Consider the following 15,375-nt stretch of genomic DNA (forward strand, 5'->3'; position numbering starts at 1 on the left):
TGTGGCAATGCTTTCCCTCCGTGCTTCGTCCGCCCCGGCGGCAAACCTCATCACACCAGCGCCCCAAACGCCGGAAACCCGTTCAACGACCCCGCCAGCAGCTCATTCAACTTCTGCGCCTTCCCCGGAGCCACCACTTCCTCGCTCAATACCTCTGCCGATTCCAGCGACTCCGCCAGCAACCGCTTCCCGCCCGCCGCCAGCGCCACATAACTCACCCGCGCGTCATGCACATTCGCCTCCCGCTTCACCAGCCCGATCTTCTCCATCGGCGCCAGCATCCGCGTCACCCCCGACGCCGTAATCCCCAGGCACTCCGCCAGGTCAATCCGGCGCATCCTCCCATTCGCACTCTGGCTCAGCGCGAGCAAAATCACAAAATCATTAAACCCCAACCCATGCCCCAGCCGCCCATCAAACCGCCGGGCCATGATCGCATTCACCCTCGCCAACCGCACAAACAACTGCAACGACGCACTCATTTCTTTCATAAGCTGCACTATACTTGATATATCAAGCATTAGTCAACAACCAATCCACAACAAACAACAGAGCTAGCACGCAAGCTCATCGTACAATTCCGTAGCAGCTCGACGTAAGTCGGCTCACTCTAAGCCCCCTGAGCATAACCCATCCCACCATCGCATTCGCGCCCGCGACCCACGATCCAACACCCCGCGCCAGCCTTCGTCTAATGGTGGAATGAGATTGCTTTTGCGCGAAGCGCACGTTTCTTGCTGGGCAACTAACTCGCAAGGCTTGGGAAGCCAGTCTGTCGAATTCTAGCAAGGCCCAAGATTCCGTTCCTCTCTACTGCCTTCACTCGCGTAAGCGACCACGACATAACCCGCCGTGCCAGCAATCAATTTCAGGTAGGGACCATTGCCCGTCTGGAAAGACCTGCGCCGCTTCCCCGACCTCCCTTGCGCTTTAAAGAAATTCATCGTGCTCGCCGCATAGGCGACCATCCACCCAATCCCACCATGATGCTCACTACATCATGCTCGCCCAAGCTCTTCGAGCGGCTCAATGGCGAACGTGATCAACCGCCGGCCAATGTCGTTCAGTTGAGCCGCCGTGGTGTTGCGCCGGGAGAGCAATCCGTTGGCGCACAGAAAGGTTGCTTCCTGCAAGTCTTCCCCGCTCGAGAGAAGTTTGCGCATTCCATCGCCGGAAGTAGCCGCAAGTTCACGCCACCGGTGCGGGAAGCACTGCGGCAAAGCTGCCCGCCACCGTTCCGACCATTCCTCTTCAATGGCGTCGTCGAGAGTCAACGCCGCGATAGCCAGAACCCGGCCAAGATCCTTGTTCCGACGCTTGTGCGGGCGGCCAAGATATTCCGTCCCTTCGATGGCATCACCATTGAAGGGACGATGTTCGAGGAGATTCGCCAACGCCATCATTTCCGGCCGGGCGCAACGAATGCCGAACTTGGAAGCCGGCGCGTCGAAGGTTGCAATGCGGGTGAATTGAAAACTGGGCAGGGCGTAAGTGTCGCCGGACTTGAGCGGCAGCGGAGTCCAGACGCGCGTAGTCTGATTTTCCGAAGCGGGTTCGGTGAGCAGTTCGATGAACCATTCGCCACCGCCGGGCGGATAAAGTCGGACAGCGGGAAGTTTGTCTTCGGTGTCAGTCGCTTCGCCAGGTTTCGTGATCTTGCCGGTGAAATAAGGTTGCCAGCCAGCCGCCAGAAGCTTCTCGGCGACCGCCCGGCCCTTCTCGACCGCCGAAAGATGCGGTGAAAGAACACAATCAATGTCCTTCGTGCGAACACCGAATGATTCATCACCTTGGAAGAGCCAGTAGCCTGCCGCCAGACTACCGATGATGATAATGTTTGCATGCACGTCGCCCGGGATTGCGGCCGCAACCTTTTGCAGCACTTTTCTTGGCGAGACTTCTTTGATTTCGGGTTTCATGATTATTGTGACGTCGCGTCAACCCTCATCAAGCAGCTTCCCTGCCAATTACCGCGCCTGCGCCTTGGCCTCGAGATGATTTAGAAACTGGACGGCCTGCGCTTCCAAACGGGCTTCATGCAGGTCCAAAAGACATTCCACCGGATCAGTCCAGGCCAGTCCGCCGCTACGCGGGGAAAACTGAGCATCAGCCTGGCGCACGGCATGAACCACGAGATTGGCTGGCGCTCGCGGGTCATCAATGCGCTTCAGAGCTGGATCGAGTTTCTCAATGAAATCAAGATTCATCCGCTTTCCCGGACTGTGCAGCGAGAGGTCAAGTCGCGGTGTGCCAACGAGGTCGAGTCCGGGATAATAATGTTTCGCACCGAGCACGCCGCCGATGGCGATCCCGGGCGGATTGAGTTTTTCCAACCGTCGGACATGCGATTCGGCTGAGCGCGGTTGGCCCGATTGATCTGCGAAACGCACAGTGGAACGGGCGCGGTCAGAGGTAGCCAACAGGCGGGCAAATTCTTCCTTCGGAAACCAGCGCAGAACCACGCGACGATCGGAGCGACGCTCCAACAAGCTCCCCAGAGGAGATAGCGCCCGGGCAACCGCCGGGTAAGAGCAACCTGCCGTGCGCGCCAGCCATTCCGATGTGACCGGTTCGCCCGAAGTGAGCCAGCGATGGAGCAGGAGCTTGAGAATGACAAAAGAATAGTCGGTACGGGCCGTGTTCGCTTTGCCCCGCTTGGTTTCGATAACCCCGGCAAGTATCGGTTGCATTTTTCCGTCTGGATCGTGCGGAATGCCGCTGATACGTCCTCCCGTGTGCAGGCAGATGGTGAGACGGTGCAAAACATCTTTGCGCAAAACTGTGGCGGCCCGTTTCCATTCGTCCCACAGCCGCTCCCTGGTGATGGGTGAGTCCGCCAGAACGACGTAGCCGCGCGCAACCGGATCTTCGCCGACCGCATAAGCCACTTCCATCAGGCTCGTGCGAACCGTGCGCAAGGCATCCACACCAAACTTCACTTCGATAAGTGCGTTGCCAACCCGGGCATCCACCTCGCGGTGACGCTGCGGACCTTTGTTTTGATTCAGATTGCCTCTCATCTTCACGACTTAACTTGCAGGATACATATTACACCTGCAAGTAAATATTAAACCTGCAAGTTAGCATGATGAGCATAATTCCATTTCTGGTGGCATTTCAGCATGATTTTCAAGTTTTCCTAGACGATTTGTGAGCCTTTCAACCAGGTTTAGGAGCGCTGGCATTTTCCCACAATCAAATCCCATTCATTATGCCAATCGCGCACGCGGCCCAAGATCCACCACAAACAGGTCTGCGCGCGATTGGTTGAATAGCTTCAATGCTGCTTCATCATTCACGACAACAATCTGGCAAGCTGGTGGACTTAATGGACCGTGAGAATTACATGGTTTGAAAATGAAATCTGAAAATTTCATAACCTTTTTGCTTCAGCCAGTCGAACACGGAACGTGGATGATTTTGCCTCCGAGGTTAAGCCGTCTGATCCGAAATTGTTGACAGGTGTAATTCTGATGCCCATTGTAAGCCGTCTCCAAAAGGGAGGCGACCAGCAATCAAATTAATTTAGGAAAATGAGCAGAGCTTCTTCCATCAGAAAGATGATGCAGCGCATATTTGCGGTGGCATTTTTCACCATTGTTTTTACAATGACTGCAAAATCGACAAATGCTTCCCAACCGGCGAATCTGCCGGGCCTGATCAGCAGGTGGTCGGGTGAAAATAACGCACTTGATGATGTCGGTGGCCATGATGGTACTTTGCAGGGTGGCGTCAGCTATACTCAGGGCAAGGTGGGAGACGCTTTTCTAATCGATGGCGAAACTGGCAAGATTATTGTGCCTGACAGTCCGGCTTTCGAACTCACAGACTCGCTGACCATCTCCTGCTGGCTGTTCATTAACAGAAATAACGGTGGAGTTATTTTTTTCCGCGGGGACGCCCGTCCCGGTTTGGATCCTTATGCCTTGGGCACTGACGGAAACGGTTCCATTGCTTTTCATATCGGTTCGGCAACGGATAACGAAGACCTTTTCGCCCCGATTACTTCCGGTGAGTGGAATTTTGTCACAGCCGTTCTCGACGGCACAACCGGCTTGATGAAAATCTATATCAATGCCTCGCTGGTGGCACAAACTACCACCACAGTTCGCCCGCTCGGGCCTCTGGACCCCGCATTGACACCCGGCATCGGAATCGGAAATGTGGCGGATTTTAACCTCTTCACCTTCGACGGTGCAATCGATGAAATGAGCCTCTACAATCGGGCACTCACACAAGCTGAAATCAAGTTCTTATTTGGGGCAAATTCCAGACTGACAATCATCACACAACCTCAAAGCCAGGAGGCCAAGCCCGGTTCAGCGGTGGTTTTCTCAGTCGGTGCTGTGGGCATGGCTCCCCTCAAATACCAGTGGCGCTTTAACGGCATCAACATTCCCGGAGCGATAAAGAGTTCCCTGGTAATTCAACACGCGCAGAAATTCAATGCGGGCTCCTATTCGGTGGTGGTTTCAGATGCCACCGGCAAAATAACGAGCAATAATGCCACCCTCGCTGTGGTCCCCGCAGCACCCCCTGTCATCATCATTCCCCCCACCGATCATTTTCTGTTTCCGGGGGCTACAGCCGTCTTTTCAGTGGTCGCTCGCGGATCAACACCCATGACTTACCAATGGCTCTTTAATGGCAGAATTATTCCGGGAGCCAATTCTTCCACACTGGTTTTGCCCAGGCTGACCAGGGCCAACGCAGGCCTTTATTCAGTGGTGGTGATGAATAGTCAAGGTATGGCAATCAGCCGCCAGGCCCATCTGAACATTCTCGCGTCTCAAAGATAATTGAGCCGATACACCTTTAGCAGACAAGCCGTTGGGCACTCTCCCGTCAGCCAAGAGCATGCCTCGATGGCCGCCAACGTGATTCCACCGCTACAGGTTGGGAAGACCATAACCCCCATGACTGGCACATCGGCTCCATTATCCATGTGCTCCACGGCAGGTTTGCTTTGCCACTGAACCCCGCATCAAATGGCAGTTCGGCTCCTACAGAGAAGTGATGTTCTCCAACCACTCAACCGTCATTCGTACACCTAACGCATACTATTCCATCGAAGTGCCAGGCCCCGTTCCGCTCGCCCTCCTTTTCTCCCTCGGCTCAGCAGCCCTTTGGACTATCCTCCGCGCCCGCCATCGAGTGCCAAAATTTCTAGCCGGAAAGTTCCCACTCCTTTCTTTCGACTTACCATTCTTCAAATAGGTTCAGCATTTCAGTATACACTTTCTGAAATTGAAACAACTCCCCAAAACGCTATGCTCCAAAATGGCCCGACTTTAAGTTGGTTGAACCGACCACCCATCATTGATGACTCTGCCGCGCCAAATTCGTCTGCTTACCGTCACCGACCTGCATCGTTCTGCCTATCGATGCAACGCCCTGGTTCAAGCGATTCGACAACATGAACCCGATATCGTCGCTTTCGTCGACGATTTCCTGGGCAGCGACAAACATGGGCTGGACTTGCATACCATCAACGAAACAGCCCGAATCATCAGTGAACTTCCAGCCAGACATCTGCTGTTCACGCGCGGCAATCATGAGGATTCTCAAGGGCAGGAATTCGTCTTTGCCTGGCCCATGAAAAAACGCTCACTCATTGCATTGCATGGCACCGCGATCACCCTTGGCCCGCTGGTCATTGTCGGCTTCCATGTTCTCTCGGCTGGGACCTCCCCTAGTGCGAAACACTGCCAAAACAGGGAAACGAACTTACCTACGACCATGCTCTCTCAGGGCGCCAACCGTTGCCTGCCACCGATGTCTGGCTCCCGAGATTGATGTGCGACCTCGGTCCTCCCAGCCGCACCATCTGGCTGATGCATGAGCCACCACTATCGCACCCGCTCGCCACTTCCATCGCTCAAAACCGGGACTGGTATTTGGCGCTGCAACGCTTCTCTCCCCTGCTGACCCTCTCCGGCCATGACCATAACACCCCCATACAAAACAATATTTGGCATGTGCATACTGGACAGACCACCTGTGTGAACGTCGGTCAAGGAACCAGCGACCTCCACTACTGCCTGATCGACTTTCAATTTCAAAGCGACCAACCCTCTTTACCTGCTGCCATCACCCTTCACGCCTTTCCTCAAAACCAATCGCATCAAATTACCTTACGCCTTGGCACCTGACTTCCGGAACCAGCTTCAGCTTACTACCACTGGCATGAGCCTTGCTAATTAACCTCCGATGGGTGCAAGAGTTTTTCCCATAAGAATTGCCTTTGGCGTACTCTGGCTGCTCGCAGTCGGAGCCGGCTTCGTCGTGATGTTGAATTACCAGAACGCCAGCGGCCGCGTCGGCACCACGCCAAATCATTGGCCGGCGGGGACCCGGCTGACACTGGACCGCACCCACAATACTTTGATTATGTTCGCTCATCCCCAATGCCCATGCACCAGGGCGAGCCTCGAAGAACTGAACCGCCTCCTGGCCCGGTCCCGGGGCAGCGTCTCCGCGCAGGTGGTCTTCTTCAAGCCCGGCAAATTTACCGATGACTGGACACGAGCTGGTTTGTGGCGGAGCGCGGCGGCCATTCCCGGCGTGACGGTGCATGAGGATCTCGACGGCGCGCAAGCGCATCTGTTTGGGGCTGAAACGTCCGGTTATGTCCTCCTTTATGACACCCATGGGCAATTGCTGTTCCGTGGAGGGATCACCGGCGCCCGTGGCCATGCCGGCGATAACGCCGGTGAAAATGCCGTGGTTTCGTTATCGGCCGGACAAAATGTAACTTTGAAGCAAACACCAGTCTACGGATGCTCGTTGCTGGGTGGATGTGAAACTTTACCTCAAGGAACTGCCAGGTGAATCCGCCAATGTCCAACATAACCTCGCTCGCCGACACACTCCCCGCGCGCATTGCCGAGCTGTTCAAAGAACAACAGCAAAGCATCGTCAAGCACACGGACCTCATCTTTGCCCGATTGATGATGTGCCAATGGATTTTCGGCGTGGCACTGGCCCTTTGGATTTCGCCCCGCACCTGGACGGGCACCGTCAGTCAGACACATTTGCATGTATGGGCCGCCGTGCTTTTGGGCGGAGCGATCACCAGCGTGCCGGTCCTGCTTGGCCTGACACAACCGGGAAAAACCATGACCCGCCATGCCATCGGCGTCGGGCAAATGTTAATGTCAGCCTTGTTGATTCATTTGACAGGCGGACGGATCGAAACCCACTTTCACGTGTTCGGCTCACTCGCCATTCTTGCATTCTACCGCGATTGGAAGGTATTGATCTCAGCCTCGGCAGTTGTCTATCTGGATCACGTTCTGCGAGGAATCTTCTGGCCCCAATCCGTCTACGGCGTGCTCTCGGCTCCGATATGGCGCTCGCTGGAACACGCAGGTTGGGTGGTATTTGAAGTGACATTTTTGATCATTTCCATCCGCAAGAGTTTAAGCGAAATGCTCCTCGTCGCGGAGCGGCAGGCCAGATTGGAGTCTCTGAAGGAAGGCATTGAGCAGACTGTGGCTGAGCGCACTGCGGATCTGACGCGTGAAAATACCGAGCGCCGCCAGGCCGAGGATCAACTCCGGAGAAGCCAGGCCCAACTGGCGCAGGCACAGCAGATCGCACACATGGGAAGCTGGGAATGGGACCTTGTGGAAAACAAAGTGACCTTCTCCGAGGAAACACAACGATTATACGGACGGAAACCGGAGGAATCCGGTTCTTCCATGGAAAGCTGTATGAAACAGGTGCATCCCGATGACCTGCCCCGGGTCAACAAGATCATGGCGGAAGCGTTGCGGAACCGCCAATCGTTTGTTTGTGATCACCGGGTGGTTCTGCCCGGCGGCACGGAACGGATCATGCAAGGACGTGGAGAACTCCTCCTGAACAGTCAGGGCGAACCCATCCGGATGTTCGGCATCGTGCAGGACATCACAGAAGCAAAACGCGCGGCGGAAGCGCTTCACCGCAGCGAGGAACAACTGCGTCAATCACAAAAAATGGAAGCCGTCGGCCGGTTGGCTGGTGGGGTGGCGCACGATTTTAATAATTTGCTCACGGTGATCGGCGGCTACTGCGCACTGTCTCTGCGACAAATAGACGAAGCGCATCCCCTGCAAAAAAGCATCGCTGAAATTCAAAAAGCCTCCGAACGCGCCGCTTCCCTGACCAGCCAGTTATTGGCCTTTAGTCGAAAGCAGGTGCTCCAGCCGCGCGTCCTGCAACTCAATGAAGTGGTTCGCGGCATGGAAAAAATGTTGCGGCGTCTGATTGGCGAGGACATTGAACTCTCCACCGCCTTTGATTTATTGTTGGGACACGTGAAAGCCGATCCCGGCCAGATCGAGCAGGTCATCATGAATCTCGCTGTCAATGCGCGTGATGCCATGCCTCGCGGCGGCAAGCTCACCATCAGCACCGCAAATATCACCATCGATCAAAAGACCCACTTTCGGAATCGCACCTTGGATGTCGGCGACTATGTCCAGATCGCCCTCAGTGACAACGGCGTAGGCATGACCGAGGAAGTCAAGTCGCACCTGTTTGAACCGTTCTTTACCACCAAAGGGTTGGGCAAAGGCACGGGTCTCGGTCTGGCGACCTGCTACGGCATCATTTGCCAGAGCAATGGCGACATCCGCGTGTACAGCGAGCCGAATTCCGGCACCACGTTCAAGATTTATCTGCCGCGCACCGACGCGAAATTGGAGCCCACGGCAAACCCGGAATCAGGGCGTCTGCCGAGCGGGTACGGAATCCATACTCGTGGTGGAGGACGATGCGGCAGTGCGCAAACTCGCGGTCATCATACTGCGCGAGCGCGGTTACCAGGTGCAGGAATCCAACAACGCCTTTGAAGCCCTCGAGTTGATCAGAAGGAATTTGCGCTTCGACCTGGTGATCACCGACGTCATCATGCCCCAAATGAGCGGCAAAGACCTCCACGATCAAATCAAAAATCAACTTCCTCAAACCAGGGTACTGCTTATGTCAGGTTACACCGATGACGCGCTTGCCCACCACGGTGTCCTGGATGAGGGAATATGCTTCCTGGAAAAACCATTTTCACCATCGCGACTCGCGCGAAAAGTCCGCGAGGTTCTTGACGCTCCAGTGCAGCACCCATTCCACCCAAATGGTGACAAGCCTGAACCATTGAACGTTTGAGACACATTGCCTCAGCTATTGCCAGCTTCCGCCTAACGCCCATTCAGCTTCACACCACTTTTCGACACCCTGAATCCGCAACGAACAAACAACCAATGAACGAGGCGCGCCCAAAACAGTATCTCTGGAAACAATCCCTCGGCGCAATTCTCTGGGGACTCTGCTTCGTCCTCGCTCCATTTGAAATTCCTGTTTACGGAGCCATCCTCTGGCTGCCCGCTCTTATCTGGCTCGAACGCCTGCGCACAAAACGCTACGGCTTCTGGCCCGGTGCCCTTTGCCGTTTTGCCGTGGTGCTCAGCATCGTTGTCATCGCCGCAAAAGCACCGCTCAAAAGGGAAGACCACCACGTTGGCCCGCTGCCCAACAAGCAGGTCACATTTGCCGAACTCGTCGCGGCTCAAATCATCTACCCGCCATTCGGCTCCAACCACTACTCTCTAAAGATCACCCTCCCTTCCACCAATCCCACAGTTCGCGAAGTCATGCACGCCATCACGCAACAAACCGGCATGCGCGCTTCCATCTTTCATTGCGCCAGCGGTGCCACCATTCTCCACGGCAGTGGCGGCGGCTCCATCCGCGTCTCGGAGCCTCTGAAATAGGCAGGCGCTTCGCACCACACCTCGAAATCAACCAGCCGCCAGCCCATTTCGACAGTTATTCCGGCCTTACCGGGATAAACTTTCCGGTCGTTTCATCCTCAATTTCAAAACGGTATTCGTACGATGCGGTCAAAGCCCGGCAGAATCGTTGGTGCTCATCCGTTTGAATATCAGTGACTTTGAAAGGAACCTTGCTGCGCGCAAAGTCCACACAATCGCCTTTCCACAACGGCGTCAGGGTGGAGGTGGTTTCCATATAATTCTCTTTAGTCTGCATGCTTCAGAATTCCATATATTACAGCGCCACTTACTCTTCCGCCATGGGGAATGATGGAAGCCATTTATTATCGTAATCCCTCTGCTCCACCTCCAACCCGCGACTTCTGAATTGCACAACCAAAACATTTTATTTGACTCTACTATACTCATAGTAGTATCTACTATATCAATAGTAGGTGTTCCTATGATCAAACGCGAACCGTCCAAACTCGAAATGCAGGTCCTCTCTGTCCTCTGGCAGTGCGGCCCCTCCACCGTGCGCGATGTCCTCGATGCCATGTCCGATGGCAAGACCCGCGCTTACACCACCATTCTCACCGTCATGCAGGTGATGGAGAAAAAAGGTCTCGTCTCCCATACCGCCCAGGGCAACACCCACATCTACGCCGCCGCCATCTCCCGCGAACAGGTTGCCGGTCCGCTCCTGAAGGAACTCGTGCGGCATCTCTTCGGCGGCAGCCGCGTCTCCGCCCTGCAACATCTCCTGCAGGAAAACGAAGTCAGCCCGGGCGAAATGGACGAAATCAAGCAACTCATCGCCACCCACGAAAAAGAGCAGTCCTCCAACCAGCCCAAAAGGAAGAAGCGTTCATGAATTCACTGCTGCAGATTCTTGCCTCACCCGCCTGGATTTATCTGGTCAAGGCACTCCTGCACACTTTATGGATCGGCGCACTATTAGCTCTACCGTTGGCACTATTGTTGCGCCGCAGTTCCAATCCTTTTCTGCGCTACCGGCTCTGCCTGATCGCACTGCTCGGAATTTTATTTGGTGGCCTTATTTCCTGGTCCGTGCTCAATCCAAAGACTTCCACGGTCATGACCTCCGCCGCCCTCACTCCCGCACTCAAATCTCAAACTCAACCCGCCGCCCCCAGTCTGATCCCCGCGCCTGCAGCAACCGCCTCCGCTCCCTCACTGTCGGCCACCAGCCCATATCACCCACCCATCAACTGGATTCCCTGGCTCGCCCTGCTCTGGCTCACCGGCGCCTCATTCATGCTCCTTCGCGCCGCGGTCCAGGTCGCCTGCGCTGAATCCTTCCGCCGCCGCACTCAACCACTGGCTGATCCTGCGATCCTTGCGCTGGTCGAACAGGCTCGCAAGCAACTCAACATCCTTCGCCGCATTGGCATCGTTGCCTCGGAACAACTCACTTCCCCGGCAGTTAGGGCATCCTCGTGCCCACTTTGATTTTCCCTCTCTCGCTTCTGACGACGCTCCCACAAACCAACTCCAGCTCATCATCCTCACGAACTGGCCACGTTCGCCGCGACGATTATCTCGCCAATCTCTGCCAGTTGCTCATCGAAGCCATTCTTTTTTTCAATCCCGCCGTCTGGTGGATCAGCCGTCAAATGCGAATCGAACGAGAAGCGTGCTGCGACGCCCTGGCCATCAATCTCGTGCCCGACCGCGCCGCCTATGCCCATGCCTTGGCTCACGTCGCGGAACAGCGCCTCCTTACGCCTAAAACGGCTCTGGCCTTTGCCGCTGACCAAAACCCTTCGAGCCTCAAGGACCGCATTCAACGCCTCCTCATTCCCGGCTACCGTCCTTCAATGCGTTTAACTTGGACTGCGCTATTTGGTTCCCTCCTACTCGGCAGCGCCCTGTTGATTCTTTCCGCCCTTGGCACTCAATGGACCGTTCACGCCGCTGCCAAATTGCTTTCTCCCCAGGAACGCATCGCGCGCATCGAAAAAAGCATGCAGGACCTCGGCCAGACGTTCCAGGATTCCATCCGTGACGAGTTAAAAATTCCATTTCAGGCCACTGTTAAAACCGCCGATGGATCACCTCTCCCCGCTGAACGCTCCGCGAATTTTACACTTATTAACCGGTCACAGAAGTCCAGTTCCATTATTTATATTGCCCCGAATGGCCTCTGCACCAATTCCCTCCCACGCGGCACTCTCTTCTTCTCCGCCTGCGCTGAAGGGTATGCACCCGGGCGTATAGGACCGATCAACACCCGCTCCAGCAATCGCGTGGAAGGATTGGAACTGGTCCTCGACCGAGGTTTTCCAATAACGATCCATCTGACCGATGCCGACTCTCGCAACCCGATCCCTGACGCCGACATCGCCGCCGCTTTCTATCTCCCTTCCAGAGCCGACGGGAATATCAGCAATCCCATTCACATCAAAACAGACTCTCGAGGCAACGCCGTGCTCGAACATTGCGGCACGCTGCTTCTGGTGGCTCGTGTGCAAAAGGAAGGTTATGAAACAGTCGAAAAAGAAGTCGACACCTTGACCCCCAATCAGGTTTTGGAAATCTCCACGCGCCCCGCACTCGCGATTGCGGGCACCGTCCTTGAAAAATCCACGAGCAAACCTCTCGCTGGTGCCTCCATTTATGTGCTGCACAGCGACAATGCTCTTTCCGTCCACAGCGTCACCCCCTGGGAACCGAGTTCCCCGTTGGCCACCACGGATGCTGAAGGCAAATTCCAACTCGCTCAACTCCCGCGTCAGGGCCGCTACGAACTTCTGATCCAGGCCGACGGTTACCGCCAGGCCGTTATTTCCAAAGTGACCGCCGGCCAAACCAATCTCCAGGTCTCGCTGACTCCCCCCACGGTGCTGCACGGCAAAGTCACCGGCGATTTGTCCGCTCTTTCCAAATCCCGCAGCAAACCTGACTTGCACTATAGCGTCGTTTATACCATCAATGGCCTGAACCTAGGCTCCTATGGAGATTCCGTCCCCCTCGATATCAAAGACGGCGTCGGTTATTTCGAACTCACCAATTACTCCGCTGGCGATTTGGACTTCAGTAGCAGTTTCGGGGGCTACAACGAGAACGCCCGCGCTGAATTTTATCCTCGCGACAGCTCAAACACCGATGTCTCCATCGTTTTGGAAACCCCTGCCACCCCGCCCAAAACGCGCAAGGTGATCGTTCGATTCCAAAGCCAGCAAAACATTTCCCCCAAGGGCACTGTCTTCTTGGACCTTCCGTTGCGCACACCGAACAGCTCCGCACGAAAAGAAATCGAAATCCAAAACGGTGAAGTCCAATTTGACAGCCCGGTGGGACATGAGTTCTACCTCCAGCCCGGTCACATGGTTGGATATTGGTTCGATCGTTTTTGGAACATTCATGTTGATGACCTCCCCGGTCCGCTTGTCACCAATGTCAACGTTATCCCTGCTGGAGCCATGTACGCCCAAACACGCAACCCGGACAACTCGCTTGCCAGCGATGTGATGTTTTCGGTCAAGGAAGTGAAGCCCTCCCCGCTCAGGTCTTCAGGGTTACCTGCCATTCCTCTACCGGACGGTTTCTCAAGTGGCCCTCGCAAATTCGTGGCCACACCACTTCCTCTGGGAGGCACCTATCAAATCCTGACCTGGCGCAAAAATAATTTTGCCGTCAGCGAACACATCCTTCTCACCGAGGAAAACCCGGATTACCACATAGACCTCCAATTGAAAAATGGCGTACCCCTCCCTGGCCAAATATTATCCAATTCTGGCGAACCAGTTGCCGGCGCGTCCGTTGTGACCTACTTTCACTGCGAAGGCTCCGGCTTCGGTGGAGGACCCATCTTCACCGACGAAAATGGCCGCTTCACTGCTGAAGACTGCAGTCCCACCCAGGGCGAATATTCCCTCGAGGTACACAGCCCCGGATTTATGGCAGAACAAGTGAAGGTCGATTTCAACAAACTCCCAATCATTATCACGCTTCAGCCTGGCCTGAAACTCTCCGGCCGCGTCATCGAGATCGGCTCAAAACGTCCTCTCATCCATGCCCGGGTCCACGCCTTTGCTAAGGAGGCAAAATACCCTCAGCTAACCACCCTCACCGACGAGCAAGGCAACTTCACCTTCGACGAAATGAGTTCCGTCTCTTACAACATTTGGGTTGAGGGCGGCAGCTCTTATAATTGGGTTGAGGGCGGCAGCTCTCGGTCCGGCTTCCCCTTCCTCAAACCCGGCCAGGCTGCACCCGCAACCATCGAGGTTAATGTTCGGTAAGGCAGCAGCGTCCAACTCGGTTCAGCAACTCCATAACCGATCAAACGTCTCGAGAATTGCAGAGGAACCAAGGCCTTCACCAAACGCAACACGCTGCACGTAACAACCTTTGCCACAAAGCCACCCTTGCATCCCTCTCACATCTGGCTTAGTACAGAAATAGGAGAGTAGATCTTATGGCAAAAAAATTTAGACTCGCATCGTCACGGGAGGCGGAACAACGCAAGATCACCCAGGCCATCAAAATGATGCTTAGGGGCGAAAGCTCAGCCCACGGACGCCGCACGAATCCAAAGGCTGTGCGGCACAACGAACTCGAAACCGATTTCATCCCCGTCGTGGAAAGCATCAAGCAACCCCACAAATTCCGTCGCGGCCGCCATCATCCTCCGCCATCATTCAAAAAGGCCTAAGCCCTTGTTTGCACAGTTTGCTGAGCGAGGGAATTTGGTTTCAGAACTTCTCTGCAACCAATTGCCTTTCCCAGCCACTATGGTTGTTGTCGTGTCACTGTCGGTTCACGACGACTCCTGCTTTGTTCAACGATCTGCCGAATGCTGTTGATGACCAGCTTTGGTTCTTCAAACGGGATGCCATGTTCGCTTTTCTTCGTTATAATGTGTTGCCCATGGGGCAACTTTCCAATCCACTCCGTATGGAACTTCAGCCATGCCTGATGGACTGTTGTGTATTCCTGCTTTTCTTTTTCGGTCATTAAACTGTAAAAAACCGGTATCCGCATTCCGGTGATCAGGACAACCGGAATACCTGCCGGCACCCGGCTCTCGTGCGCCTGAACCAGACTGGTCCGGAAATCTTTCCATGCTTCATCGTGCCCTTCGGCATGGTTGGGATCGCGGGCCTGCATCCAAGCCATGAACTCTTCCTGGGTTGGGTCTGCCAATACCATGCCCACGACCTCTTCGGGATACATGTCGGCAAAAACACGATTGAGCGGACCGCCGAAGGAATGTCCCACGAGAATGTAAGGCGGCGGCACATGTGCGTTCCGAAGCGCGGTATGGAGTTCGCGGGCGACTTGTCGGGCATCGCGCGGCTTGGGACCCGGTGCGGACCAGCCAATGCCCGCGCGGTCATAGGAAACCGTCGTCGTGAGCTTGCTCACCGCTGGTTGAACCCGTTCCCAGGCTTCGAGCGACCCACCGGCTGCGGTGCTTCCGCCGGCTTCAAATACCACTGCGGGACTGCCATGGCCCGAGATGAACATGCGCAGCTGATGTCCCCCAACGTCCACGTTTTTAAACGCGAAGCTCCCCGGATCCAGCGCCAGACAAATTGCGATGACGCTGAGAACCATCGCCGGAATCGTCAGGGTTTTATTCATAAGCGGGTGA

The 15,375-nt window shown here is 55.2% G+C and carries 16 protein-coding genes; 11 read left to right on the top strand and 5 right to left on the bottom strand.

Annotated features, from left to right (window positions below):
- Positions 1–50: 50 nt before the first annotated feature.
- The 3 genes from CFLAV_RS25265 to CFLAV_RS25275 form a co-directional block, all read right to left on the bottom strand.
- Positions 51–491: a MarR family winged helix-turn-helix transcriptional regulator gene (locus CFLAV_RS25265; protein WP_202796955.1), complete on the bottom strand. Its 441-nt coding sequence runs from the start codon at positions 489–491 to the stop codon at positions 51–53.
- 507 nt (positions 492–998) lie between these two features.
- The gene (locus CFLAV_RS25270; RefSeq protein ID WP_007417715.1) at positions 999–1,919 is read right to left on the bottom strand and encodes a hypothetical protein; all 921 of its coding nucleotides are present in this window, start codon (positions 1,917–1,919) and stop codon (positions 999–1,001) included.
- A 48-nt stretch (positions 1,920–1,967) separates the two neighbouring features.
- On the bottom strand, positions 1,968–3,020 hold the full coding sequence (locus CFLAV_RS25275) for a hypothetical protein (protein WP_007417716.1): 1,053 nt from the start codon (positions 3,018–3,020) through the stop codon (positions 1,968–1,970).
- Between the two features lie 513 nt (positions 3,021–3,533).
- Between CFLAV_RS25275 and CFLAV_RS25280 the strand changes: the two genes are divergently transcribed.
- The 7 genes from CFLAV_RS25280 (at position 3,534) to CFLAV_RS25305 (ending at position 9,752) form a co-directional block, all read left to right on the top strand.
- Complete coding sequence (locus CFLAV_RS25280; RefSeq protein ID WP_083809142.1) at positions 3,534–4,799, top strand: LamG-like jellyroll fold domain-containing protein; 1,266 nt, start codon at positions 3,534–3,536, stop codon at positions 4,797–4,799.
- Between the two features lie 523 nt (positions 4,800–5,322).
- On the top strand, positions 5,323–5,796 hold the full coding sequence (locus tag CFLAV_RS25285; protein WP_007417720.1) for a metallophosphoesterase: 474 nt from the start codon (positions 5,323–5,325) through the stop codon (positions 5,794–5,796).
- The gene (locus tag CFLAV_RS25290; RefSeq protein WP_007417721.1) at positions 5,796–6,152 is read left to right on the top strand and encodes a metallophosphoesterase family protein; all 357 of its coding nucleotides are present in this window, start codon (positions 5,796–5,798) and stop codon (positions 6,150–6,152) included. The genes CFLAV_RS25285 and CFLAV_RS25290 overlap by 1 nt, the downstream gene beginning before the upstream one ends.
- 58 nt (positions 6,153–6,210) lie before the next feature.
- On the top strand, positions 6,211–6,831 hold the full coding sequence (locus CFLAV_RS25295) for a thioredoxin domain-containing protein (protein ID WP_007417722.1): 621 nt from the start codon (positions 6,211–6,213) through the stop codon (positions 6,829–6,831).
- A gap of 8 nt (positions 6,832–6,839) precedes the next feature.
- A complete protein-coding gene (locus CFLAV_RS33140; RefSeq protein WP_007417723.1) occupies positions 6,840–8,837 on the top strand; it encodes a two-component system sensor histidine kinase NtrB in 1,998 nt (665 codons plus the stop codon).
- Positions 8,767–9,147, top strand: a complete 381-nt coding sequence (locus tag CFLAV_RS36225; protein ID WP_202796956.1) for a response regulator — start codon at positions 8,767–8,769, stop codon at positions 9,145–9,147. The genes CFLAV_RS33140 and CFLAV_RS36225 overlap by 71 nt, the downstream gene beginning before the upstream one ends.
- A gap of 95 nt (positions 9,148–9,242) precedes the next feature.
- On the top strand, positions 9,243–9,752 hold the full coding sequence (locus CFLAV_RS25305) for a hypothetical protein (RefSeq protein WP_007417724.1): 510 nt from the start codon (positions 9,243–9,245) through the stop codon (positions 9,750–9,752).
- Positions 9,753–9,807: 55 nt separating this feature from the next.
- Here the strand turns inward: CFLAV_RS25305 and CFLAV_RS25310 are convergent, their stop codons facing one another.
- Positions 9,808–10,029 carry a hypothetical protein gene (locus tag CFLAV_RS25310; RefSeq protein ID WP_007417725.1) on the bottom strand — a complete coding sequence of 74 codons (222 nt, stop codon included), beginning with the start codon at positions 10,027–10,029 and terminating at the stop codon, positions 9,808–9,810.
- Between the two features lie 186 nt (positions 10,030–10,215).
- Here CFLAV_RS25310 and CFLAV_RS25315 point away from each other — a divergent pair, with 186 nt between their 5' ends.
- The 4 genes from CFLAV_RS25315 (at position 10,216) to CFLAV_RS25330 (ending at position 14,433) form a co-directional block, all read left to right on the top strand.
- On the top strand, positions 10,216–10,626 hold the full coding sequence (locus CFLAV_RS25315; protein ID WP_007417726.1) for a BlaI/MecI/CopY family transcriptional regulator: 411 nt from the start codon (positions 10,216–10,218) through the stop codon (positions 10,624–10,626).
- Positions 10,623–11,225, top strand: coding sequence for a M56 family metallopeptidase (locus CFLAV_RS25320; protein ID WP_007417727.1), 603 nt, complete (start codon positions 10,623–10,625; stop codon positions 11,223–11,225). Before CFLAV_RS25315 ends, CFLAV_RS25320 begins: the two co-directional genes overlap by 4 nt.
- Positions 11,213–14,020, top strand: a complete 2,808-nt coding sequence (locus CFLAV_RS25325) for a M56 family metallopeptidase (RefSeq protein ID WP_007417728.1) — start codon at positions 11,213–11,215, stop codon at positions 14,018–14,020. Before CFLAV_RS25320 ends, CFLAV_RS25325 begins: the two co-directional genes overlap by 13 nt.
- A gap of 176 nt (positions 14,021–14,196) precedes the next feature.
- On the top strand, positions 14,197–14,433 hold the full coding sequence (locus CFLAV_RS25330; RefSeq protein WP_007417729.1) for a hypothetical protein: 237 nt from the start codon (positions 14,197–14,199) through the stop codon (positions 14,431–14,433).
- A 77-nt stretch (positions 14,434–14,510) separates the two neighbouring features.
- On the opposite strand, the gene CFLAV_RS33150 is transcribed toward CFLAV_RS25330, so the two are convergent.
- Positions 14,511–15,365 (bottom strand): alpha/beta fold hydrolase, encoded by an 855-nt coding sequence (locus CFLAV_RS33150; RefSeq protein ID WP_007417730.1) that lies wholly within the window; start codon positions 15,363–15,365, stop codon positions 14,511–14,513.
- Positions 15,366–15,375 lie beyond the last annotated feature (10 nt).

The organism is Pedosphaera parvula Ellin514 (assembly GCF_000172555.1).
Classification (GTDB): domain Bacteria; phylum Verrucomicrobiota; class Verrucomicrobiia; order Limisphaerales; family Pedosphaeraceae; genus Pedosphaera.

What these genes read in the sequence shown, in the direction of transcription:
- CFLAV_RS25265 (WP_202796955.1), bottom strand. Translation starts at nt 491, where the DNA reads ATGAAAGAAATGAGTGCGTCGTTGCAGTTGTTTGTGCGGTTGGCGAGG.
- CFLAV_RS25270 (WP_007417715.1), bottom strand. Translation starts at nt 1,919, where the DNA reads ATGAAACCCGAAATCAAAGAAGTCTCGCCAAGAAAAGTGCTGCAAAAG.
- CFLAV_RS25275 (WP_007417716.1), bottom strand. Translation starts at nt 3,020, where the DNA reads ATGAGAGGCAATCTGAATCAAAACAAAGGTCCGCAGCGTCACCGCGAG.
- CFLAV_RS25280 (WP_083809142.1), top strand. Translation starts at nt 3,534, where the DNA reads ATGAGCAGAGCTTCTTCCATCAGAAAGATGATGCAGCGCATATTTGCG.
- CFLAV_RS25285 (WP_007417720.1), top strand. Translation starts at nt 5,323, where the DNA reads ATGACTCTGCCGCGCCAAATTCGTCTGCTTACCGTCACCGACCTGCAT.
- CFLAV_RS25290 (WP_007417721.1), top strand. Translation starts at nt 5,796, where the DNA reads ATGTGCGACCTCGGTCCTCCCAGCCGCACCATCTGGCTGATGCATGAG.
- CFLAV_RS25295 (WP_007417722.1), top strand. Translation starts at nt 6,211, where the DNA reads ATGGGTGCAAGAGTTTTTCCCATAAGAATTGCCTTTGGCGTACTCTGG.
- CFLAV_RS33140 (WP_007417723.1), top strand. Translation starts at nt 6,840, where the DNA reads ATGTCCAACATAACCTCGCTCGCCGACACACTCCCCGCGCGCATTGCC.
- CFLAV_RS25305 (WP_007417724.1), top strand. Translation starts at nt 9,243, where the DNA reads ATGAACGAGGCGCGCCCAAAACAGTATCTCTGGAAACAATCCCTCGGC.
- CFLAV_RS25310 (WP_007417725.1), bottom strand. Translation starts at nt 10,029, where the DNA reads ATGCAGACTAAAGAGAATTATATGGAAACCACCTCCACCCTGACGCCG.
- CFLAV_RS25315 (WP_007417726.1), top strand. Translation starts at nt 10,216, where the DNA reads ATGATCAAACGCGAACCGTCCAAACTCGAAATGCAGGTCCTCTCTGTC.
- CFLAV_RS25320 (WP_007417727.1), top strand. Translation starts at nt 10,623, where the DNA reads ATGAATTCACTGCTGCAGATTCTTGCCTCACCCGCCTGGATTTATCTG.
- CFLAV_RS25330 (WP_007417729.1), top strand. Translation starts at nt 14,197, where the DNA reads ATGGCAAAAAAATTTAGACTCGCATCGTCACGGGAGGCGGAACAACGC.
- CFLAV_RS33150 (WP_007417730.1), bottom strand. Translation starts at nt 15,365, where the DNA reads ATGAATAAAACCCTGACGATTCCGGCGATGGTTCTCAGCGTCATCGCA.